Genomic DNA, 23,440 nt, shown 5'->3' on the forward strand with positions numbered 1-23,440 from the left:
AGATGGTTGCGAATACCGACCCAGCACAGAGCAAGGGCATTGCCCTTAACAGCTTCGCCGGCCGGATCGAAGGTACCAGGCGCTCAGTTTGAGTACGCTGCACAGCGCGCAGGGGCGTGAGTTCGACGCAGTCATCCTCTACGGCATGAACAAGGGGCCATTCCGAGTCAGCGTGACCGGAAATCGCAAAGTGCGCTACGCGAAGCTCGGCGCCATTCCTGTCGTTCGTTCCGACCGCAGCAAATGCCCGCTTCCCGCCCGACCAAGACCTTAGAGAGTGGAGCAAAAAGTCATGGTCTTTGTGTCCAGACTGCTTTCGCGTTCTAAATCGCGAATGTCTGGTTTTGGGAGCTGGCCCTGAAACGTTGAGCGACGACTTGAGGTGCAAGGACACCATTTGCGAATTCGAGTCTGAGGTCAGGAATGAGCGAAAAACGCGCTTCCCAAAAAGGAAAGCTGGTAATCAATCGGTCGAACCAAATCCAAATAGCCTTGGACCCCTTGCCAAATTGTGGACAAAGAAAATTGTTTTGCGTGCCGACACGGTGCCGACACAGCGCAGGTTCCGGCGAGGTTGCGATTTGCATCTATTTTTTAATTGTTTAAAATCAATCAGTTAATGGCGACCCCGACAGGATTCGAACCTGTGACCCTCAGATTAGGAATCTGATGCTCTATCCTGCTGAGCTACGGGGCCTTATGCGCTCGATTAGCATGATTTGCGGGACTTTGCGAGCCCAGGCGCGTTGCAGTTGGTCACTATTAACATCCTGCCGGGTGGCTGCGACAGACATGCGTTTTGCGGCGCATCACGATAACGTTTCACGCTTTTGTCTCGGACTTGCCTTATTCGCTGCTTAGCAACGGAAGTAACATGCGCAGGCAACTTCGCATCGCTCTTGCGAATCGTGCTCGAAGACTGGTTAAGAGCTGCGCCGGGATTCTGGATCGGTATGCCGGCAGTCGGAAATTCCTGCGAGTGAATTGGAAGCAAGGGGGATTGGTGTTCGACACTTTCAGGCGAAATAAGCGGCAGAATGCCGTTTACGGCGGGTGTTTCAGCATTCGTCTGGCTGTCCTTGCGCTTTGCGGGGGTTGCGGGCTTGTTGTGTTGACGGGAACGGCTATGGCCGAAAGCCGAACGGCACCGGGCGGCGGGAACGATCCGTCAAGCGCCGCGCTGTCGTCGTGTGTTTCTGGTGAAACGACAGGTATCGATGTGACATCCACCTCTGAGGCGGGTCTTTTCGTCGACACTGACGGACACAGGTATTTCGCAACGGAGATTTCCTCCTCTCATATTGAACCGCGTTCTGCAGACGCGTCGCCCTCCTCCAGCGAAGGTGGCCAAGCGCGACTGGTCGCGGTACCGGCGGGAAAGCCAAATCGCTGGGGATTCATCCCTGCCTGGATCATAGACCACACGGACCCGCGGCCACGTCTTTATCAGGCGGAGCAGCTGTTAACAGGCAATGCGCTGTTTTCGCCCGACATAGCCGCATCCGAGTGTGCTATATCGCTCCGGAGCGCTGAGGCCGTTGCACGGCGAGCCAAATCCGGAGCTTGGGGTACAGCGGGTGGTGCGCGCGTTTTTTCAGGGGCCGCGCCAGCTTCGTTCCAGGGCAACGCCGGACGCTATGTCATTGCACGTGGGCGGATAGTTTCACTTGGAAAAACACGAAGTACCCGCTATCTCAATTTTGGCAGACACTGGAAGACGGATCTGACCGTGACACTCAAATCTTCCGACGAAACGGCGTTCAACGAGGGGCTTGGCGCCAACGGTTGGCAGATCGACGACCTGACAGGGCTCTTTGTTGAAGTCAGAGGTGTCTTGCAGGAAAAGGACGGACCGCTGATCGCGCTCCGGCATCCTGGGCAAATACGGGTATTGGAAGGCAAAAGGGCAGGACGTGGCGGCCAAAACAGCAACTGAATTGCGTCGCAATGATCGTTTGAGACTGGCGGCTGCGATTGCAAAGCAGTCCGCCGTCAGGCGGTTGCGTCTGCTTTTGGCCTGTCTTGTGTCTTTCACAGTCGCCTCATGTCAGCTGCTCGGCGATGGCACAAGTGTGGGGTCGGTTTCGCCGGGGACCCTGCGGCCGAGCCTGACCAACGACATCGGTGCCCGTGAGCACCCGCGCGTCGTTGCCACATATGGCGGCGTCTACAAGGATCCGGGTGCGGAAAGAGCCGTAGCCAGTGTTGTCGGGCGGTTGGTTGCCGCTTCGGACGACCCGTCTCAAAGCTACAAGATCACGATATTGAATTCGCCGGCAATCAACGCCTTCGCTTTGCCAGGCGGGTATCTTTACATTACGCGCGGGCTGCTGGCGCTCGCCAATGACACGTCGGAAGTTGCGGCCGTGCTCGCGCATGAAATGGCTCATGTGACCGCCAATCACGCCATCAAGCGGCAACAGCGGGCGGAAGCCAAGCAGCTTGTTAACAGGATCCTGACCGACGTGGTGCAGGATTCAGAAGAAGCACGCAAGGCCATCATTTCGTCCCAGCTGTCTTTTGCCCGCTTCAGCCAGGTTCAGGAACTTGAAGCAGATGCGATCGGCGTCAGGACGCTTGCCAAAGCGAAGTTCGACCCATATGCGGCTGCACGGTTTCTGAGGTCCATGGCGGCCTATGCGCGTTATCAGTCGGCGGACAAGACCTCGACAAGCGCGCCGGACTTTCTGTCATCGCACCCCTCGACACCGGAGCGGCTGCAAATTGCGGTGAAATCCGCCCGCCAGATCGGTGCGCCAGGCATCGGCGAACGGGACCGTGACAGGTATCTTACCCAGATTGACGGAATGCTTTATGGGGATGACCCGCTTGAAGGGTTCGTGCGCGGCCGATCCTTCCTGCACAAGGCGCTCGGTATCGGTTTCACGGTGCCTGCCGGGTACATTCTGGAGAATTCAACGGAAGCAGTTCTTGCCAGCAACGGAGACGGCACTGCGATCAGGTTCGACGGTGCGGATGTCAGCGGTTTTTCGAGCCTTGCCGACTATATGAAGTCTGGCTGGATCAACGGGCTGCTACCTGAAAGCGTGCGTGAAACCACAATCAACGGACTGCCTGGTGTGACCGGGGCCGCCATTACCCAGGGCTGGTCCTTCAGGATTGCCGTCGTCCGAATTGGACGCACCGGCTACCGGTTTATCTTCGCAAGCAGGTCGCCCAATCAACGCTTTGATGAGGATTTCCGCCAGACAGCAGACAGTTTCCGGCAACTGACGCCGACTGAACGCGCCCGTCTGCAATCGCTGCGCCTCAAGGTCGTCAAGACCAAGCCCGGCGACACGCCGCGTAAACTCGCTGTCGGGATGAGCGGCGTCGAGCCATCGAGACGATTGGAGTTTTTCTCAATCCTCAACGACCTCGACCCGAACAAGACCATTGCGACGGGAACCGCAGTCAAGCTGGTCGTTGAATAGATGAAACAAACAGTCTTGCAGGGCCACTGTCAGCGCTGACGGCACGGTTTGCGTCAAGTACTGTAAACGGCCTTGTCGGGCTGTTCGGCAAGGAGGGCGGATCGCAGCTTTTCCATTGCACGGCTTTCTATCTGGCGAACACGTTCCTTGGAAATTCCGAGCTTTGCACCAAGTGATTCAAGCGTTGCGCCTTCTTCGGAAAGCCGCCTTTCCTTTACGATCCGCAACTCCCGTTCGCTCAGAACTTTCAGTGCGGACCAGAGCCATTTGCGGCGGCGTTCAGCGTCGATGTTGACGGTCACGATTTCGTCCGGGAGTGGTGCCTCAGACACAAGGAAGTCCTGCCTGTCCGCACTCGAGCCTTCGCTGTCCGTTACAGGGGCATTGAGCGATGTGTCAGGACCCGACAGGCGCGCAGACATCAAAGCGACGTCCGATTGTTTCACGCCAATGGCATCGGCGATCTTGAGATGCAGTTCACTGTCGGTGAGCGGGGTCTGGTTGTTGGACAGCTTTGCGCGCAGTCGCCTCAGGTTGAAAAACAGGGCTTTTTGCGAGGAAGAGGTGCCGCCACGCACGATCGACCAGTTTCGCAGAATATAGTCCTGGATCGACGCCCTGATCCACCAGGTGGCGTAAGTCGAGAACCTGACTTCGCGTTCCGGTTCGAACCTTGCCGCAGCTTCAAGAAGACCAACATGTCCTTCCTGAATGAGATCGCCAAGGTTCAGTCCGAAATTCCGGAAGCGCGACGCAACCGCAATCACCAGACGCATATGCGACAAGGACAGTTTCTCCAGCGCTTTCTTGTCTCGGTGTTCGCGCCACTGGACCGCAAGCTCCCGTTCCTCCTCTCGCGTGAGGTAGGGTGCTTTCATTGCCGCCTGAACCAATTGCCGCTTTTCACTTCCGGACATGACTGACGCTCCGATGTGTTATCGGGGAACTACGTACCTAAGCGTAGGTTAGATCACTTCTAAGGTTCATTGGCGCAGATTTTTTGCACTTCTGCGTGATAGTATCGCGAGCAATAATCTTTTAGGCACACCGCAGGTTATCAGGCTCCGGCCGGGCACAACAAAAAGGCCCGGCATTCTGCCGGGCCCTGATGTTTTTCAGAACAGAGATTAAGCGCTTGAAATCAAGCGGCTTCTTCCTTGTCTTCGTCTTCTTCCAGATCGCCTTCGGCTGCAGCGGCAGCCTTTAAGCGGCTCGGTGATTTCGCAAGGTTCTGTTCGATTTCCTTGACTGCCTCGGTTTCCGAGCATTTGTTCACCGCAGCAATTTCGCGCGCCATTCTGTCGAGGGCGGCTTCATAGAGCTGGCGCTCGGAATAAGACTGTTCCGGCTGGCTGTCCGACCGGTAGAGGTCGCGCACGACTTCGGAAATGGCGATCAGATCACCGGAGTTGATCTTTGCTTCATATTCCTGCGCACGGCGGCTCCACATCGTCCGCTTCACGCGCGGACGGCCACGGACAGTTTCCAGCGCCTTCTTGACCGCTGCCGGATCGCCGAGTTTACGCATTCCGACAGAAGTGATTTTCGCAACCGGAACACGCAGGGTCATTTTGTCTTGCTCAAAGAGGATGACGAGCAACTCCAAAGAGTGACCCGCAACGTTCTGCTCTTCAATGGCGGTAATCTGACCGACACCGTGTGCCGGGTAAACGATGTACTCACCCGTTTTGAAACCTTGACGCTGCGCGGTTTTTTTGGTGTTCGTTGCCATACTTGTATTTTCTCCTGCGCAGTTTTCGATCCGTTCGGACCTGTGTTGGGCCGTGATCAGGCCACCTGTTTTTTGCGACACGAACCCCGCCGAGCGATCCGATGTGGAACGCCTGTTGATATGCGGCGTGTCAGGGCTGGTCAGTCGACGATTTCCACTATAGAACCTTGTTCAGTCATAAGAGCTGCCGGGAGCCGACGTATCCGGTTTCGCTGGGATCCGGAAAACGTTTTGAAAACTCCGTTTTGGGGGTTATTCTCGTGGTTGGCGACTGTTCATAATATGTAACATACTTTTGTGGAAAATTAAAGCGTTGCGCTTTCGTGGTGCACAATCACCACAAAACAACAGCACATTTTCCAATTTAAGCGACTGAATTTAATGTCGAAAATTTGATCGCAGGCGCAATAATTCAGCGTGCGGCAGACTGACGCACGCGTAAAGTGTTCGAATCAAGAAGGCGGATTTGCGGAGAAATACTGCTCAAGTTTCTTTTCTTTGCCGTCGAATTCTTCGGCTTCCGGAAGTGGATCCTTCTTTTCCGTAATGTTTGGCCACTTTTCCGAATATTCGGCGTTCAGCTCGATCCACTTCTCAAGGCCGGGCTCAGTGTCGGGAAGAATGGCTTCCGCCGGACACTCGGGTTCACAGACACCGCAGTCAATACACTCGTCCGGATTGATGACGAGCATGTTTTCGCCTTCGTAGAAGCAATCGACAGGGCATACTTCCACGCAGTCGGTGTATTTGCATTTGATGCAGTTGTCTGTGACGACGTAGGTCATCGTTGTCCTCGCTGTGTACCGGCGCAAGCGCTGAAAACCAGCTGGTCTCGCTCTGTCCGGCACTCGTTTTCGTGCAGCGCGTCCTTCGCCGGCGCACGGTTGGTATTTCAGATCGATGTTGCTATCGTTTTTACCTGACACGCGCAAGCGTACAACGTCGCACAATCATCGCTCACAAGAGAAAGTTATTTCCTTTTGGCGTCGCAAAGCGGAATCCGGTTCAGTTATCGCTGCGAAACGCGTCGAGTTTACGCCGGTCGCGCTTTGTCGGCCTGCCTGCGCCCGCCTCCCGCTGACCAGGTCGCGGCGGTGGCGAGGCCTGCTTAGGCGGCGGTGGCGGTGAAAGGTCCTCATAGAGCTTGCGGGCCTCTTCGTAGGGGCCCCGGCGCTTGCCGAGCGCCGCGACTTTCAGCACCAGTACCTTGCGCTCCAGTCCAATGGTCAGAACATCTCCGACCCTTACGGATTTGCTGGACGAGGAGATCTTGTCCTTGTTGACGCGGATGTGGCCAGAGGTTGCCAGTTTTTGAGCGAGCGATCTGGACTTCGTGACCCTGGCATACCAGAGCCACTTGTCAACGCGCAGGCTGGCACCGGCGGAGCCAGATGCCTCTTGTGTATCACCGGCCGGGATTACTTCTTGTCCTTGCTGTCCATGTCCGCTTTCAGTGCCATCAGCGCTGCAAAAGGCGAATTCGGATCAATCGGCTTGTCCTTGGGTGCATTGTTGCGCCGGTTTGCACCGTCGAAACCCCTGTTTCCGCCATGCTGTCCACCACGGTTCCGGTTGGGTGCGCCCTTGCCACCGCCCTTGCCCTGGCGTTTTTCGCCGAAATTGCCCTTCGGACCCTGGCCTTTGCGCTGGTCACCCCGGCGCTGATCCTGACGCCCTCTGGGACGGCGATCGTGGCGGCCCGGGCGCCAGATTTCAATCGTAACCGTTTCCATCTCGGCAGTTTGCGGCGCTTCGGCAGAGGCGTCCTGTGCGGATTCTGACGAGTCTTCAGCGGACGGAGAAGCAGATTCCGATGCGGTGTCATCGTTCTCCAGATTGTCTGCCGCAGCTGTTTCGGCGCCGGCTTCTTTGTCACCCTGCGCAGTTGCAGCAGGCGTCTCGGGCGCCGGGGACACGGCAGTTGCGTCCGCATCAGCAGGCGCGGTGCCGGCGGACTGTGCCTCCATAGGCTCAGCACCTGTAGAGGGGTCGTCTGCCGCACCTTCAACCGACTCCGGAACCGCGGGTGCGGATGGACTATCTGGTTCGGCGGCAGCCTGGGCAGTCTCTTCAACAGGTTCGGAGGTTTTGTCTCCGGCATCGCTGACGGCACTTTCTCCAACTGCCGCTTCGCCTTCTTCCGATACCGGCTTGACGGTCGCGGGCCGTTGTACTTCCTTGTTCTCGGAACGGTATCCGAGTGATTTCAAAACGGCAGAGAAATCCTCTCCGGCGCAGCCGAGCAGGGACGTCATGGCAACGGTCACCATAAAGCCGCCACCCTGTTCGATCGCGCCTTCCGGCGGGCTGACTTCGGCGTCAAGCGGTTTCCAGGCGATCAGCGGACGGATCAGATCGGCCAGACGCTCCAGGATATCGACACGAACGGCGCGCGGGCCGCAAACGCGGAACCCGACAACCTTGTACAGCGCCTTGTCTATGCTCTCGTCCACCGGGATCGACGTGCGTCCCGATGCGGACAATTGCGGCAGTTCAGCCATGCCGTTCATGTCGAGCGAACCGTGCTTCAGTGCCCAGAGCTGAGCGAGCAGCTGACTGGGAGCCGGCTTCAGCAGTGCCGGAACGAATACGGTGTAGGCGCCAAACCGGACGCCATGCTTTCGCAGGGACGCGCGCATGTCCTGGTCTAGCTGGCGGATCTCGTCAGCGGCGTCCTGGCGCTCGAGTATTCCAAGGCCTTCCACGATGCGGAAGGCGATGCCGCGGGCAAGTCCTTCAAGACCCTCGCCGGCTTTCAGGTCCACCAGAGGTTTCAAGAGTGTTTCGGTCTGCGCATTGACCCACAGATCGATCCTCCCCTGCACGGTGTCACGCGCGGGTCCCGTCAGGTGTTCGTCTGCGAGCAGCAAGACTGTCGGTGTCAGTACGTCTTCACCGGCGACAAGTTTGGCAACCGGTTCGCCGCGCCAACGGATGGCACCTTCCGATGTGAGAACGAAATCGCCATTTTCCGACTTGCCGAGTTTTTCCGCACGGGACTCGATTTCGGTCGTCAATGCCTTTTGGGCCGCCGCGCGAACTGTTTTTCCATCCGGGCCTTCGGCTGCCGCATCTGGCGCAAACCGGAAGCCAAGCAGGTTCCCGATGTGCTGACCTTCCACGAGCACATCGCCGCTCGATGTTATTTCTGCTTCCAGCATTGCGTTCTCTCTCAAACGTCGCATCAATACACTCGTCCGCCGGTCCACGAAGCGTTGTGTTAGGCGCTCGTGCAGGGCGTCCGACAATTTGTCTTCAATGCCGCGTGTCTCTTCCTGCCAGTGGGCCGGGTCGGCCAGCCAGTCAGGTCGATTGGCGACATACGTCCATGTCCGGATGTGCGCGATCCGGTTCGCGAGAGTGTCGATATCACCATCTGTGCGGTCTGCGAAGGCCAATTGACGCTTGAACCAGTCATCGGCAATCCGATTGTCCTGCATCAGATGGCTGTAGATCGTGTTTAACAACTCCGCATGGTTCGCCGGCGCGATCTTCCGATAATCGGGGATCTGGCACACATCCCATAACACTTCGATCGCTTTTTCACCCTTTGCCATGCCGGAAATTGCCGGATCGCGCAATAAATGTTCAAGCGCGTTGATATCCTCACCGGTTGGTGCCCGGGCCAGGCCCTCCTCCTGAGGGACCTTGTCCAGGCTCTGCCGCAGGCTCTGCGCCGATGAAAAATCCAGGGAACTGTTGCGCCATTGCAGCACTTTCAGGCTGTCAAAGTGATGACTCTCGATCTGTTCGATCAGATTGTCGTCGAGCGGATCCACGCGTCCGGTGACACCAAAAGTCCCGTCTTTGGTATGGCGCCCGGCGCGCCCGGCAATCTGTCCCATCTCGGCGGGGGTCAATTGGCGATACTGATAACCGTCGTATTTGCGGTTTCCGGCAAAGGCGATGTGATGGACGTCCAGATTGAGGCCCATGCCGATCGCATCCGTGGCGACCAGATGATCCACGTCGCCGTTTTGAAAAAGTTCGACCTGCGCATTGCGGGTGCGCGGGCTGAGCGACCCGAGAACAACGGCGGCACCGCCGCGCTGTCTCCGGATCAGTTCGGCGATCGAATAGACCTCGTCCGATGAAAAGGCGACAACCGCAGACCGGGCCGGAAGGCGCGACACCTTTTTTGATCCGGCATATTCCAGAACAGACATGCGCGGCCGTGTGACCACGTTGAGGCCCGGCAGAAGTTTTTCAAGGAGCGGCCTTGCGGTGGCGGCACCCAGTAGAAGCGTTTCCGACCGTCCGCGAAGGTTCAGGATCCGGTCCGTGAAGACGTGTCCCCGATCCAGATTTCCGGCCAGCTGAACTTCATCGATCGCAACAAATTCCGTGTCGAGATCGAGGGGCATGGCCTCGACCGTCGAAACCCAGAAGCGCGGTTGTTTCGGAATGATCTTTTCTTCGCCGGTGATCAGCGCGACGCTGTCCGCCCCCGACCGCTCCACTATCCGACCGTAAACCTCTCGTGCGAGCAGGCGCAGCGGCAGGCCGATAAGCCCAGACGACTGCGCAAGCATGCGTTCTATCGCCAGGTGGGTTTTTCCGGTGTTTGTGGGTCCAAGGACCGCCGTGACAGTGCGGGACCTGGCCGACGGTGGCAACGGCAAAGTTTGTGGGCGGGGCATGGGATTGGTTGTGGTCGGCTTTCGTTTGGCTCTGCGCCTATATCTAGTGCCGCGTATCTAGCACAGCCCGCCCGCGCATGTCGCCTTTTCTTTTGGCGAAATGTTCCGGATTTCAGTGGCCAAATATTTCTGTGGAGAACGACTCTAGAACAAATCGAAACCGAATCGCTGACTCTGCGTGATTCAGGATTTGTTCCCTACAAGATGTGGCGGTTCACCTGATTTGCGCTACGAAATCCTGAATCTGCCCAAAGGGTTGAGTCGCGTTTCCGATTTGCTCCCAAATTTCGGGATAAAGGTGTCAAGGGTTAATTGGAAATTTATTTTGCCACGCAGCTCAAGCAGAGTGCCGTTAACTTTCGGACACACCGGGAACGAATGCCGGACGAATCGGTGATTCCGAGAAGTTTTTGTTTTGTTCTGTCAACATATAGGGGGTTGGCATGATTTCACTGCTAGAAAGATTTGAAGATTTGCCACCGGGTCGAATCCCAAGCCGGAAAACCGGCCATGCTGTCACAAAGTGATACGTGCGGTTAACCATGGCTTCCCGACGGATTATTGAACAATTCTGGTTGGAATTGCTGCGCCGCAAATTTTTTGTAAACCTAGTTACATGCGCAACTTTCGTGAAATTTCGTTTCATTTTCCGGGAGTTACCTGTGCAAACGCAAAAAAATTTTCCAAGTTAAAAAAAGGACACCCTTTCTGCCCCTTTTCAAGTTCGTTCGACCAAAGTAGAAATCTTGCAAAAATCGGCATTGCCCTTGCGCAAAATTAGGGGAGAAGGCGTTTGGCTATAACAAAAATTCTCGTTGCGAACCGGTCGGAGATTGCAATCCGGGTTTTCCGAGCCGCCAACGAGCTCGGATTGAAGACCGTTGCAATCTATGCCGAGCAGGACAAGCTGGCGCTCCACCGGTTCAAGGCGGACGAAGCCTATCAGGTCGGCAAGGGCCTCGGCCCGATCGAGGCCTACCTGTCCATCGACGAGATCATTCGTGTAGCCAAACTCGCAGGAGCCGATGCGATCCATCCGGGCTACGGCCTGCTTTCGGAAAGTCCGGAATTCGTCGATGCCTGCGAAACCGCAGGGATCACGTTCATCGGGCCGCGGTCGGACACAATGCGCCGATTGGGCAACAAGGTCGCGGCGCGCAACCTTGCCATTGACGCAGGTGTTCCGGTTATGCCGGCGACCGACCCCCTGCCTGATGAACTCGAAGAGATCAAGAAACTGGGCCTCGAGATCGGTTATCCGGTGATGCTCAAGGCGTCCTGGGGCGGTGGTGGCCGCGGGATGCGCGTTATCCCGGATGAGGCGACGCTGGAGAAGGAGGTTCTTGCCGCCAAGCGCGAAGCCAAGGCTGCCTTCGGCAAGGACGAGATCTATCTGGAAAAACTTGTCCAACGGGCGCGCCATGTCGAGGTTCAGATCCTCGGCGACGGCGAGAACGTTGTCCATCTGTTCGAACGCGACTGTTCCATCCAGCGCCGTCACCAGAAGGTGGTGGAGCGTGCACCGGCCCCATATCTTGACGAGACCAAGCGACGGGAGCTGTGCGAATACGGCCTCAAAATCGGCCGGGCCGTAAACTATCGCGGTGCCGGCACCGTCGAATTCCTGATGGATGCCTCTACCGGCGCAATCTATTTCATCGAGGTCAATCCGCGCGTCCAGGTGGAGCATACGGTGACGGAAGAAGTCACCGGTATCGACATCGTGCAGGCGCAGATTCACATCGCTGACGGCGCAAAGATCGGGACACCGGAAAGCGGTGTTCCGGCGCAGGAGGACATCCGCCTGAACGGTCACGCCCTGCAGTGCCGCATCACGACAGAAGACCCGGAGCAGAACTTCATCCCGGACTACGGCCGCATTACCGCTTACCGCGGAGCGACAGGGTTCGGCATACGACTGGACGGCGGAACAGCCTATTCCGGCGCTGTTATCACACGGTTCTATGATCCGTTGCTCGAGAAGGTCACGGCGTGGGCTCCGAGCGCGGAGGATGCCCGCAAGCGTATGGATCGCGCTCTGCGTGAATTCCGGATACGAGGTGTCGCGACCAACCTGATTTTCCTGGAAAACATTATCGATCACGCGGATTTCAGGGCGAACAAATACACCACGCGGTTTATCGACGAGACGCCGGCTCTGTTCGAGCAGACAAAACGTCAGGACAGGGCGACCAAGCTGCTTACCTATATCGCTGACGTTTCGGTCAACGGGCATCCTGAAACGAAAAACCGGGCGCGGCCGCCGGAAGATGTAGCGGCGCCCGTCATTCCCGTTTTCGGTGACGAAAAGCCGGCAGGCACCCGGCAACTGCTTGACGAACTGGGCCCCAAGGCATTCGCGGCCTGGATGAAGGATCAAAAGCGCGCCCTGATTACCGATACGACGATGCGTGACGGTCACCAGTCGCTGCTCGCAACGCGCATGCGGACTCATGATATCGTCAACATCGCGGACGCTTATGCCACGGGCCTGCCGTCGTTGTTTTCGTTGGAGTGCTGGGGCGGTGCGACCTTCGACGTCGCGATGCGCTTTCTCACGGAAAGTCCCTGGGAACGCCTGCACCACATTCGCGAGAAGGCCCCTAACATCCTGCTGCAGATGCTGCTGCGCGGCTCCAACGGGGTCGGTTATACAAACTACCCAGACAACGTCGTCAAATACTTCGTAAAACAGGCTGCGGAAAACGGCATCGATCTTTTCCGCGTCTTCGATTGCCTTAACTGGGTCGAGAACATGCGGGTTTCCATGGACGCGGTTCAGGAAGCCAACAAGCTGTGCGAAGGCGTGCTTTGCTACACGGGCGACATGCTGGACAGCGCCCGGCCGAAATACGATCTCAAATACTACGTCGGTCTTGCCAAGGAGCTGGAGGCGGCGGGCGCGCATATTCTCGGCATCAAGGACATGGCGGGTCTTTTGAAACCCGAAGCAGCGCGCATTCTGATCAAGACGCTGAAGCAGGAAACCGACCTCCCGATCCATTTTCATACCCATGACACGTCAGGGATCGCTGCCGCCAGCATCCTTGCGGCGATCGAGGCCGGTGCCGATGCCGTCGATGCGGCCATGGACGCGCTTTCAGGTCTCACCTCGCAGCCGTGTTTGGGGTCCATCGTGGAAGCGCTGCGGGGAAGCGAGCACGACACCGGGCTGGATGCCAAGACGATCCGGCAGATTTCCTTCTATTGGGAGGCGGTGAGAACACAGTACCGCGCCTTTGAAAGCGATCTGCGCTTTGGTGCATCCGAGGTCTACCTGCATGAAATGCCGGGCGGGCAGTTCACCAACCTGAAGGAACAGGCGCGGTCGCTTGGTCTTGAGACCCGCTGGCACGAGGTTGCCCAGGCCTACGCGGACGTCAACATGATGTTCGGCGATATTGTCAAAGTGACACCGTCGTCGAAGGTCGTCGGCGATATGGCCCTAATGATGGTCAGCCAGGGCCTGACGGTTCAGGACGTTGAAGATCCATCCAAGGACGTTGCCTTTCCGGACAGCGTCGTGAAGATGCTTCACGGTGACCTTGGCCAGTCCCCCGGTGGGTGGCCGGAGGCTCTGCAGAAAAAAGTGCTGAAGGGCGAGGCACCGATCATTGTGCGGCCGGGCTCTCTTCTTGAAGCATCCGATCTTGAAGCAGAGCGCGATGCTGCCACGGCTGCAACTGGACGCGACATAAGCGATATCGATCTGGCGTCCTACCTCATGTATCCGAAGGTCTTCACCGATTTCGACAAGGCGCAACAGCAATACGGGCCAACCTCAGTGTTGCCGACACCGGTCTATTTCTACGGCTTGAACGCGGGCGAAGAGATCTTTGTCGATCTGGAGCCCGGGAAAACGCTGGTGGTCCGTTGCCAGGCTGTCGGGGAAACGGACGAAAAAGGTGAGAAGAAGGTCTTTTTCGAACTTAACGGCCAGCCAAGAAACGTCAAGGTGCCCGACAGGGCACATGGTGCAACGGGCGCGGCGGCGATGCGCAAGGCCGAAGACGGCAACGCTGCACATGTCGGCGCGCCGATGCCGGGCGTCATATCCACCGTTGCCGTTTCATCCGGTCAGGATGTGACTGCAGGCGATGTGCTTGTCTCGATCGAAGCCATGAAAATGGAAACGGCGCTGCATGCCGAGCGCGACGGCAAAGTGAAAGAAGTTCTGGTCACACCTGGTGCGCAAATTGACGCAAAAGACCTTCTTGTGGTCTTCGAAAGCTGATCGAGAAAAGGTGAGCGGTTCGCACTTTGCTGCGATCCGCTCACTAATACTATGTTTTTAGTCGTATAATTCAGCCCAATCACGCGAAATCACGCGTCATCACCGCGCAAGTGAATTGTCATCTCTCCCTGATGCCGGAAGCTGATCGAGCCAGGTCTTTTTTAAGACGTTAGCCTAGGGAGAGAACAATGAGGAAGCTACCTGTTTGGCTGGGAGGTGCAATCGCATCCCTTGTTTTCACGACATCCGCATACGCGGCCTGTGATGTGCAAAAGCCGGGTTACGAGCTCACCGGCGACGAAGCCCAAGCGGTGTATGACTGCCTGAAGGCGGATCTGCAGGCAGGATATCAAAAGGGGCAGAAACGCTGGATACCGGAAGCATTTGTCAAGGATTATCCGAATTGGACGAAGGCAAGCGCTTTTCCCGCAGCGCCCGGATTTCATGGTGGGCGTTTTCTGATGACATATGTGAATTCCATCGGTGCGGATGAATACCTGAAATACAAGCCGGAAGACGTCAATGTTCCCGCGGGAACGCAGATTGCAAAGGAATCCTTTGCGGTCAATGACGATGGCAAGGTGAGCAAGGGTCCCCTGTTCCTGATGGAAAAGGTAGCAGCGGGCAAGTCCCCTGAAACCGGTGACTGGTACTACATGATGGTTGCGCCCAACGGCTCGCCGCAGGCTGTCAACGTGATCACGGCTTGCAGCGAATGCCACCTTGAAAACTTTGGTGAACAGGGCGGTCTCGGATACCCGGTTGAGGATGCGCGGATAAAGTAGGCAGCCGGTGTGCCTTACCCTTCAGGAGCGGGATGGATGACACCCCGCTTCTTGAAATTAACGCAGCGTTTATATTGACTTCACCAGTGATTTCGCCAGTCTCGTATCATGCCGCGCAAAGACGCGGTCAGCTTAGAGGCTGGAGAACATCATGAAAAAATATCTATCGCTGCTCGCACTGCCCTTCCTTTTTCAAAGCCAATTCGGATTTGCCTCCGACAAGACCGTAACGCCGCCCGGCTACAACACGCCGATTCCGGAAGACATACTGACGCCGGATGAGGTGGAGACCCGTTTCGGTACGCTGAAATTTGTTGACGGACGCCCCACTCCGGAAACAAGCGCGCTCATGTTCGACACGCTCGACTTCGTGCGGGGCATGGAAGTTTTCCTGAACTTCATTCCGGCGACGTCGATTGAAGGCATTCGCAGAGGGATGGCCGATATCGGGGTCGATGCGGTCAACAAATTCGCGGTGTTTGAGGATCTGATGGATTCAAATCCGCTTTTCCTGACGGGCAACACCGATACGGTCTACGGTTCTTCGATCCTGGATCTTGAAAGAGACGGGCCGGTCGTGATCGAAGTGCCGAAGGGACAGGGTCCGACAACCGTCAACGATGCCTATTTCAGGTTCGTCACCGATATGGGAGTCCCGGGCCCCGACAAGGGGGAAGGTGGAAAATACCTCATTCTGCCGCCCGATTATGAAGGTGATCTCGCACCGCCTGTCGGGGGCTACAAGGCGGAAGTTGACGGTGAAACCTATTTCGTTTCGAAATCAACGAGTTATATCAACTGGTTCATCGCGCGCGGTTTTCTCGTAGACGGCAAGACGGATACAGCCGTCGAGGCCTATCGAACCGGATTGAGAATCTATCCGCTGCGCGACAAGGCGTCGCCGCCGCCGATGGAATTCATCAATGTCTCCAAAAAAGTGTTCAATACGATCCATGCAAATACCTTTGAGTTTTACAACGAGCTGAACACTGTCATCCAGAAGGAGCCTGTCTCCACGTTTGACCCCGAGCTGCGCGGCTTGGCGGCAGCGATCGGAATTGAAAAAGGCAAGGACTTCAGCCCGGACGACCGGATGAGAAAGATCCTCACGGAAGCGGTGGCGGTTGGAAATGCCACCGCCAGATCGATCTGGCTGAAGCCGCGTGACAAGGCGGCCTATCTTTACGAAGACAGCGGCTGGTACACCGCGTTCATCGGTGGCAGCTGGCAGTGGTTGCGCGACGAAGGCAAGGGTGGACGTTACCTTGATGCCAGAACGATGTTTTTCTACATGGCGACGGTCAACACGCCTGCAATGGTGCTGAAGCTTCCCGGCAAGGGTTCGCAATATGCGCTTAATGTCACCGACAATACCGGGACCTTCCTCGATGGTTCCAGGACCTATTCGCTGACAATACCGGCCGACGTTCCGGCGAAGGACTTTTGGTCAGTCGTTGTCTACGACCCGCAGACACGTTCTGAATTGCAGACCAGTCAACCGTTCCCGAGCAAGAACAACAAGCGGGACGAAATAGTGGCGAATGACGATGGTTCGGTGACGCTTCACTTCGGGCCCGAAGCGCCGCAGGGCAAGGCGCAGAACTGGGTACAGACCGTCGCAAACAAGGGCTGGTTTGCCATTCTGCGGTTATACGGCCCCGAGAAAGCATGGTTCGAAAAAACCTGGCGGCCGGGGGAAATCATCCCCACCGAGTAACGGTCTCGCCTGAAAGAATGCGGCGGTGACTCACTCCGCCGCTTTCATATGAGGATTGATCGCGGGGGCCTGTACGGTCCCGATCCAAAGATCGAGAAAATCGTCCAGCCATTTCCTGACGGCGGGATCGTGGATAAATCGGCCTGCAAAATGATCCCTGCGCTGTTGAGCCCCTGGAAGCTCCATGCGCGGCGCCGCCTTGGTGGTCCATTTGACCATCATCTGGTGGGTGAGTTCGGGGTGAAACTGAATGCCGTAGGCAGCAGGGCCGACGCGGATCGCCTGATTGGGATAGGTCGGACCGCTTGCCAGGAGTTCCGCGCCGTTCGGACAGTCAAAGCCCTCGCGATGCCACTGGTAGACCTTTTTCGGCCAGTCCATGAGAGCCAGGCCTGCTTCGGTCGGCTTCAGAGGATAGTAGCCGATCTCCACAAGACTATCGCGGTGCCCGGAAACACTGCCCCCGAGATGTTTGACCATCATCTGCGCACCAAGGCAGATCCCCAGAAACGGTTTTTCCTCCTGAAGCGGGATCTTGATCCAATCGATTTCCTTGTGAACGAAACCATCGGGGTCGTTCGCGCTCATCGGCCCACCGAATATGACCGCGCCGGCATGATCCGCCATGGTGTCCGGTAACGTGTCACCGAAGCGTGGCTTGCGGATATCCAGAGTGAAACCGCGCCGCACAAGCTCCAGACCAACGCGGCCCGGAGAGGACGTCTCCTGGTGCAGGATGATCAGGACTTTCGGACGGCTTCCTGGCGGGTCGGAAAAAAATCTCATATGACAAATATGAGGGAGAGGCGTTAAAAAATCGAGCCCGTAGCAGGCACTGTTGAAAGAAATCGTTGTTTGCGGACAACGTTACCGCGCCGTTGGCTGCTGGCAACGAGCGACAAAGGCTTCAGTCGCGGTCGATGTCTTCCGGCGCCGTCTGGGCAACCTTGTGCCGCAAAGTCATGCGGTCACGGGTCGAAACGCCAAGCAGTTCGGCAACGCGCCAGATGGTATTGTCCTCGAATTCGTGAACATGTCCGTCCGCATAGACGATTTCCCACATCATCTCGACGATCGCGAGGCGTTCGGTTTCGTCCGCGGTACGCTTGAGGACGGACGTGAAGCCATAAAGGTCGACAGCTTCTTCGTCGCGCTGCTTTGCGGCGGCGATAAGCTCCGTCGTTTCCTTGTCCGACAATTCGTAGTGTTTTTGCAGGATTTCGCGGAGCTTCTGGCTCTCGCTTTCTTCGATAATGCCGTCAATATCGATCAGGTGAAACAATAGGGCGGCTGCGGCAAGGCGCTTGTCGTCTTCCGCGAATGTCTTTTTGCCGCTGTCACCGAATGTGATTTCCCGGACAAAGCTTTTCAGCGCACTCAGCATATGGTGTTCTTCCTGTTTCGGGCATCCCTGCTTGCCTCATCTAATAGCTATACCATTCCCACTTAAGCATCAAAGAGTTGTTGATGACTTTCTTCGTCACAGGTGGGAATTAAATCCGGCATTTTTTAGTCAGCTTTTTTGAATAGTTCTAAACTATTGATTTTTCTCTATTTATAACTTGACTTTTAGGTTCATGAAATGGTTTCTGCAAAAGCTGAAAGGCGCTTTTCTCCTGGCGTCTTTATCTAAATTTCTCCCCAGGCCAATCGAGTTTGACCGCGGGTAATTCAAGATTTGGGATAAACCGATGAATTCCTTCAAAGCCGGCCTACTGGCCGCCACAGCACTGTTTGCGACGCCCGTCATGGCTGACGCTCCGGCTGAAATCCTGTCGACTTATGGTGATATCGCCCAGGCGAATTATGCGGATTCGCTTGCAACGGCAAAAACACTCAAAGCGGCAATCGACACGTTCCTGGAGACGCCGACCGAGGCAAATCTTGAAGAAGCCCGCTCCGCATGGATCGAGGCCCGCAACCCGTATCAGCAGACCGAGGCCTACCGTTTTGGCAATGCGATCGTCGACGATTGGGAAGGCAAGGTAAACGCGTGGCCGCTTGATGAGGGTCTGATCGATTACGTCGATGCGTCTTACGGCGAAGAATCCGAAGAAAACCCTTTTTATGCGGCGAACCTGATCGCTAATCCGTCCCTCAAAGCGGGCGGTGAAACGATAGACGCAAGCGAACTCACGGCGTCGCTGCTGGCTGACCAGCTGCAGGAGGCCGGCGAAGTCGAAGCGAACGTCGTCACGGGTTATCACGCTGTTGAATTCATGCTCTGGGGACAGGATCTGAACGGAACGGGTCCTGGCGCGGGTGCGCGTCCGGCGACCGATTTCGATCCGGCAAACTGCACAGGTGGCAACTGCGAGCGCCGCATTCAGTACCTGCGCGCCGTGACCGATCTGCTGATCAGCGACCTGGAAGAGATGGCGGCTGCCTGGCAACCGGGCGGAGCTGCGCGTGAAGAGCTGGCGGCAAAAGGGGAAAATGGCGGTCTTGCGACCATTCTCACCGGGATGGGCTCGCTGTCTTATGGTGAACTCGCCGGTGAGCGCATCAAGCTCGGTCTGCTGCTGCACGATCCGGAAGAAGAGCATGATTGCTTCGCCGATAACACGCATATGTCACATCTGAACGACGTGATCGGTATCCGGAACGTTTATTTCGGGTCCTACGCAAGCCCGCTCGGCAACAATGTGTCGGGAGCTTCGCTCGCCGATCTCGTCGCTGAGAAAGATCCGGCGCTCGCTGAGGAAATGAAGACGAAGCTCGATGCCACACTCGCGGCCTTCGAGGTGATGAAGGCCCGCGCAGATGGCGGTGAGGCCTACGACCAGATGATCGGTGAAGGCAACGAAGAGGGCAACGCCGTTGTTCAGGCCGCTGTCGACGCACTGGTTGATCAGACCGCTTCTATCGAGCGGGTTGTCAAAGTCCTCGGACTGGACGAGATCGCCTTCGAAGGGTCTGACAGCCTCGACAATCCGGGTACTGTTTTCGAATAAATCTCCGGTGGCGGGCGGCGGCTGAGCCGCCCGGCTCTCGAAGGCCCGCGATTTGGGGCTCGCGGGCCACAATCAGGATGCGATTCATGAAACTGGGTCCCCAGTCGCGTTCCTTTTGGAGCGCGCTTTTGTGTTTGGTTCTTGGGGGAACACCATCGCTTGCCGACGGGCCTCTTTCCCATCGGGATGATTTGAGCGCGCAAGACAAAATGAAGGCAGCCGGCGTCTTGCAACCTCCGGCAGACTTTGAAGCACCGGAAACCTTCGAACCCATGCAAGGCGGGGCCGGCACCTCCCGGCGGAGGCCCAACCGAGATGCATTTTCTCATTCGAATGCCAATCTGACTTTTGAAGAGCAGCATGATTTCAAGGTCGGCAACGGGCTCTTCAAGAAACTCTGGACATCGTCCCCCTCTTCAACGCGTGCCTCGGACGGTCTGGGTCCACTCTACAATGCGCGCTCCTGCCAAGGCTGTCACTTGAAGGATGGGCGTGGACGGCCACCGCGGCCGGGCGAAAAAGCTGTCTCGCTGTTCTTGCGTCTGTCGATCCCGCCGCAAACCGAGATGCAGCAAAATGCGCTTGCCAACCGGGATATCCAGCGCGTGCCGGAGCCGACTTATGGCGGTCAGTTTCAGGCTTTCGCGGTACAGGGTCTTTCAGGCGAAGGCCGTTTCGACATTGAGATCGAAGAAATTGAGGTCGCCCTGAATGGCGGCGAAACGGCGGTTCTTCAAAAACCCCACTACAGGATCCGGGACCTTGGATTTGGTCCAATGCACCCTGAGACCCTGATCTCGCCACGAGTCGCTCCGCCAATGATCGGGCTCGGACTGCTTCAGGCTATCCATCCGGGTGACATTGAAGCGCTGGCGGATCCGGATGACCTCGATGAAGACGGCATTTCCGGAAAGGTCAGCCGCGTCAAGGACACTGAAACGGGAGAGCTGACTATTGGCCGGTTCGGATGGAAGGCGACGAACCCGACCATCAGAACACAGACGGCTGGCGCGTTTTCAGGCGATATCGGTATCAGCACGCCGGACAGGCCGGACAACTATGGCGACTGTACGCAAGCGCAGACCGAGTGCCGCGTGATGCCGCATGGAGAACAAAGCAACCTCGGTATTTCAGAGGCACCGGACCCGGTCATGGAACTGGTGACATTCTATTCAGAAAACCTTGCCGTGCCGCTGCGGCGTGATGCAGATGACGCTGACGTTCTGAGGGGCAAGGAAATATTTCATAAAACCGGGTGTACCGCCTGTCATCAGCCCAAGTTCGTCACGAGCCGGGATGCGGACAATCCGGCGCACCGATTCCAGCTCATCTGGCCTTACACTGATCTTCTGTTGCATGATATGGGCGAAGGCCTGGCCGATCACCGTCCTGTCGGCGACGCCAACGGCCGGGAATGGCGCACGCCGCCGCTTTGGGGCATAGGGCTGACGGAGACCGTGAACAACCACACGCGGTTTTTGCATGACGGCCGGGCCCGCAATCTTCTGGAAGCTGTGCTTTGGCATGGCGGTGAAGCACAAGAAGCGCGTGACAAGGTCGTTCAAATGCAGCCTGACGAACTCAGAGCATTGATCACATTCCTGGAGAGCCTGTGATGAGAAAACTTGTCCTTGGAATTGCCGCACTTGTCGCAATTGTGCCGCCAGCGTTTGCGGCGGATTTCAACGATGCGCTTGATGGTGTTATCACCGGCTTTATCCGCCCCGCCACAACAGAATTTGCCGAGATTTCCGCGCGGTTGCCGAGCGCCGTCTCCACCGTGTGCAAGGAGACGAACGAAGCAAATTTGCGTGCATTTGAGAATGCCTATTCCGAGACAATAGAAAGTTTCTCGCGTATTCAGTTTTTGCGTTTCGGGCCGCTGCTTGAGGATGACAGGCTCAGCAGACTGGCATTTCTTCCCGATCCGCGGGGCACCGCGCAACGGCAGATCCGCAAGATCTATGCGGCGAAGGACGACAGCGTGCTTTCAGCAGAGACCCTTCGCGACAAGAGTGTTGCCGTCCAAAGCCTGACCGCCTTTGATCTGATTGCCTTTGACAAAGATACGAACATTGTTTTGGGCGCAGACGGCGAAAACCGCGCGTTTACTTGTGGCTATGCGCTGGCAATTGCCCAAAATGTGGCTGCGATATCTCAGTCTGTTGCTTCGGAGTGGCGGGATCCGGAGGGATACAGCAGACTGTTATTGAGCGGGGGCGGGGAAAACGCGCGTTTCCGGACGTCTCAGGAGGCGCTTGAAAGCGTCTTCAACGCGCTGACAACAGGCGTCACCATCGCCAAAGATCAGGATATCCTTCCGGCACTCGGGACATCGGCAGATAAAGCCAAGCCAAGGCGGTTTCCCTTTTCGCGTTCTGCAAACAGTGTTGTCTATCTGTCCGGGGAACTCGGTGGTCTCAGAGATGCCCTTACCTCGATGAACCTCAAACGACTCATGCCTTCCGAGGATCAATGGACACTCGATACGATCGGCTTTGAGTTCAAGAATGCCGGGACCTATCTGAGCGCGTTGACTGTTCCTTTGCGCAATACCTTTGCTGAGGACGGGAATTACAATCGGGTTGCCGCCCTTTCGATTGTGCTCTCATCGATCCAGGAGCTTATGAGCGAAGGCGTCGCCGGATCCCTGGGCCTTGCGGGAGGGTTCAATGCACTGGACGGCGACTAAGTGCCGGCAGATATCCCGCCGAGGGTTCTTATCGGCGCTCGGCGGGCTAGCCGCATTGCCGGCGTTCACAGGGTCATCGCTTGCAGAAGCCCTTTTGGGGCGCTCCGAGGGTGAAGACGCAACGATCTTTGCGAGCGCGTTTAAGGACGGTAACGGCAATTATGGCATCGGCTTGCTCGATGACTATGGCCAGGAACTCGCCAGGATCGGTTTGCCGGGACGCGGTCACGGGATAGCGGTTGCGCCGGACAAGCGCCAGTTTGTGGCGTTTGCACGCCGTCCGGGGACGTTTACAGTCCTTGTGCGTCCCTTTGAGGAGCAGTACCCGGCGGTGATCGCATCAGAGCCGGGGAGGCATTTTTACGGGCATGGCTGTTTTTCAGCCGATGGCCGGTTGCTCTATGCGGTCGAGAACGATTTTGAAAGGGCTCGAGGCGTCATCGGCGTCTATGATCTCAGCGCGCGCCTTCCAGAGCGTGTCGGTGAGCTGGAGACCTATGGAGTCGGGCCCCATGACATTCTGCTTACCTCTGATGGCCGTGTTCTCGTTGTTGCAAATGGCGGGATCGAGACGCATCCGGACCAGGGCAGGGCAAAGCTGAATTTGGACACCATGGCACCGTCTGTCGTGTTTCTGGATGCCCAAACCGGTGATCTCGTTGCCAAGCATGTTCTGCACAAGTCGCTGCACCAATTGTCGCTACGGCATATGGCGCTGGACAGGAAGGGCCGGGTTTGGGTCGGAGGCCAGTTCGAGGGATCTTCAGTCCAGTCACCGCCCCTTGTTGCTGTCTTTGCCAGGGACGAAGAGCCGAAGACAACCGATATTCCCGCTGCGCTCGATGGGAAGCTTGAAAACTACATCGGTTCGGTTGCGGCGAACAGATCCGGGGATGTGATCGCAACGTCCGCCCCACGAGGTGGACAAACGCTGTTCTGGAGCGTTGAAGGCGGCACGTTTCTGGGAGCACAGGCGATTCCGGACGGCTGCGGTGTCGCACCGGTCGATCAGGGAAGTTTTCTGGTGTCCGACGGCAATGGCGGCCTTTCTTTTGTGAGTGATCCCGAGGCTCCTTCCGAAATCCTTGCCCGGCCACCGGGTATTTCCTGGGATAATCATATGGTTGCCATGTCCTGAAAGAAATGATCTCTCGCGAATGCAGCAACGCTGGGATTGTCCGGCTGCCGAATTTCCTGCTTTTGTCAAAATCAACGTGCAGTGTAGGTGCGAAAGAGCAATCGTTTGGTCTAC

16 protein-coding genes and 1 tRNA gene are annotated in these 23,440 nt (G+C 56.9%); 9 read left to right on the forward strand and 8 right to left on the reverse strand.

The genetic code is table 11. The annotated features are described in order from the left end of the window. Nucleotides 1-620: 620 nt before the first annotated feature. Nucleotides 621-697: transfer RNA gene (locus Q0915_RS20705), tRNA-Arg, on the reverse strand. Nucleotides 698-1,126: 429 nt separating this feature from the next. Here Q0915_RS20705 and Q0915_RS20710 point away from each other — a divergent pair. Beyond that, complete coding sequence (locus Q0915_RS20710) at nt 1,127-1,936, forward strand: hypothetical protein (protein ID WP_299478133.1); 810 nt, start codon at nt 1,127-1,129, stop codon at nt 1,934-1,936. A gap of 88 nt (nt 1,937-2,024) precedes the next feature. Beyond that, complete coding sequence (locus Q0915_RS20715) at nt 2,025-3,434, forward strand: M48 family metalloprotease (protein ID WP_299479134.1); 1,410 nt, start codon at nt 2,025-2,027, stop codon at nt 3,432-3,434. A gap of 53 nt (nt 3,435-3,487) precedes the next feature. Here Q0915_RS20715 and Q0915_RS20720 read toward each other — a convergent pair whose 3' ends face one another. From Q0915_RS20720 to Q0915_RS20740, 5 genes are all read right to left on the reverse strand, one after another. Next, complete coding sequence (locus tag Q0915_RS20720) at nt 3,488-4,351, reverse strand: RNA polymerase factor sigma-32 (protein ID WP_299478136.1); 864 nt, start codon at nt 4,349-4,351, stop codon at nt 3,488-3,490. 224 nt (nt 4,352-4,575) lie between these two features. Further along, nucleotides 4,576-5,166, reverse strand: a complete 591-nt coding sequence (locus Q0915_RS20725) for a CarD family transcriptional regulator (RefSeq protein ID WP_299478139.1) — start codon at nt 5,164-5,166, stop codon at nt 4,576-4,578. 452 nt (nt 5,167-5,618) lie between these two features. Beyond that, the gene (gene fdxA, locus Q0915_RS20730) at nt 5,619-5,951 is read right to left on the reverse strand and encodes a ferredoxin FdxA (protein ID WP_299478142.1); all 333 of its coding nucleotides are present in this window, start codon (nt 5,949-5,951) and stop codon (nt 5,619-5,621) included. A 220-nt stretch (nt 5,952-6,171) separates the two neighbouring features. Beyond that, nucleotides 6,172-6,585 carry an RNA-binding S4 domain-containing protein gene (locus tag Q0915_RS20735; RefSeq protein ID WP_299479137.1) on the reverse strand — a complete coding sequence of 138 codons (414 nt, stop codon included), beginning with the start codon at nt 6,583-6,585 and terminating at the stop codon, nt 6,172-6,174. Further along, nucleotides 6,585-9,806, reverse strand: coding sequence for a helicase-related protein (locus Q0915_RS20740; protein WP_299478145.1), 3,222 nt, complete (start codon nt 9,804-9,806; stop codon nt 6,585-6,587). Before Q0915_RS20740 ends, Q0915_RS20735 begins: the two co-directional genes overlap by 1 nt. 793 nt (nt 9,807-10,599) lie before the next feature. On the opposite strand from Q0915_RS20740, the gene pyc reads away from it, so the two are divergent. The 3 genes from pyc (at nt 10,600) to Q0915_RS20755 (ending at nt 16,542) form a co-directional block, all read left to right on the forward strand. After that, on the forward strand, nt 10,600-14,040 hold the full coding sequence (gene pyc / locus Q0915_RS20745; protein ID WP_299478148.1) for a pyruvate carboxylase: 3,441 nt from the start codon (nt 10,600-10,602) through the stop codon (nt 14,038-14,040). Nucleotides 14,041-14,228: 188 nt separating this feature from the next. Further along, nucleotides 14,229-14,825, forward strand: coding sequence for a cytochrome P460 family protein (locus Q0915_RS20750; RefSeq protein WP_299478151.1), 597 nt, complete (start codon nt 14,229-14,231; stop codon nt 14,823-14,825). A 151-nt stretch (nt 14,826-14,976) separates the two neighbouring features. Further along, entirely contained in the window at nt 14,977-16,542 is a 1,566-nt protein-coding gene (locus tag Q0915_RS20755; protein WP_299478154.1) for a DUF1254 domain-containing protein, read from the forward strand. A gap of 30 nt (nt 16,543-16,572) precedes the next feature. On the opposite strand, the gene Q0915_RS20760 is transcribed toward Q0915_RS20755, so the two are convergent. Together Q0915_RS20760 and Q0915_RS20765 are read right to left on the reverse strand one after the other, a co-directional pair. Next, the gene (locus Q0915_RS20760; RefSeq protein WP_299478157.1) at nt 16,573-17,328 is read right to left on the reverse strand and encodes a glutamine amidotransferase; all 756 of its coding nucleotides are present in this window, start codon (nt 17,326-17,328) and stop codon (nt 16,573-16,575) included. Between the two features lie 121 nt (nt 17,329-17,449). Further along, nucleotides 17,450-17,926 carry a TerB family tellurite resistance protein gene (locus Q0915_RS20765; protein WP_299478161.1) on the reverse strand — a complete coding sequence of 159 codons (477 nt, stop codon included), beginning with the start codon at nt 17,924-17,926 and terminating at the stop codon, nt 17,450-17,452. Between the two features lie 307 nt (nt 17,927-18,233). Between Q0915_RS20765 and Q0915_RS20770 the strand changes: the two genes are divergently transcribed. From Q0915_RS20770 to Q0915_RS20785, 4 genes are all read left to right on the forward strand, one after another. Beyond that, entirely contained in the window at nt 18,234-19,496 is a 1,263-nt protein-coding gene (locus Q0915_RS20770; protein WP_299478164.1) for an imelysin family protein, read from the forward strand. 86 nt (nt 19,497-19,582) lie between these two features. Next, nucleotides 19,583-21,112, forward strand: a complete 1,530-nt coding sequence (locus Q0915_RS20775) for a di-heme oxidoredictase family protein (RefSeq protein WP_299478166.1) — start codon at nt 19,583-19,585, stop codon at nt 21,110-21,112. Next, complete coding sequence (locus Q0915_RS20780) at nt 21,112-22,188, forward strand: imelysin family protein (RefSeq protein ID WP_299478169.1); 1,077 nt, start codon at nt 21,112-21,114, stop codon at nt 22,186-22,188. The genes Q0915_RS20775 and Q0915_RS20780 overlap by 1 nt, the downstream gene beginning before the upstream one ends. Further along, nucleotides 22,169-23,326, forward strand: a complete 1,158-nt coding sequence (locus Q0915_RS20785) for a DUF1513 domain-containing protein (RefSeq protein ID WP_299478172.1) — start codon at nt 22,169-22,171, stop codon at nt 23,324-23,326. Before Q0915_RS20780 ends, Q0915_RS20785 begins: the two co-directional genes overlap by 20 nt. The last annotated feature ends 114 nt before the right edge of the window (nt 23,327-23,440 follow it).

Source organism: uncultured Roseibium sp. (assembly GCF_947494555.1).
Lineage (GTDB): Bacteria > Pseudomonadota > Alphaproteobacteria > Rhizobiales > Stappiaceae > Roseibium.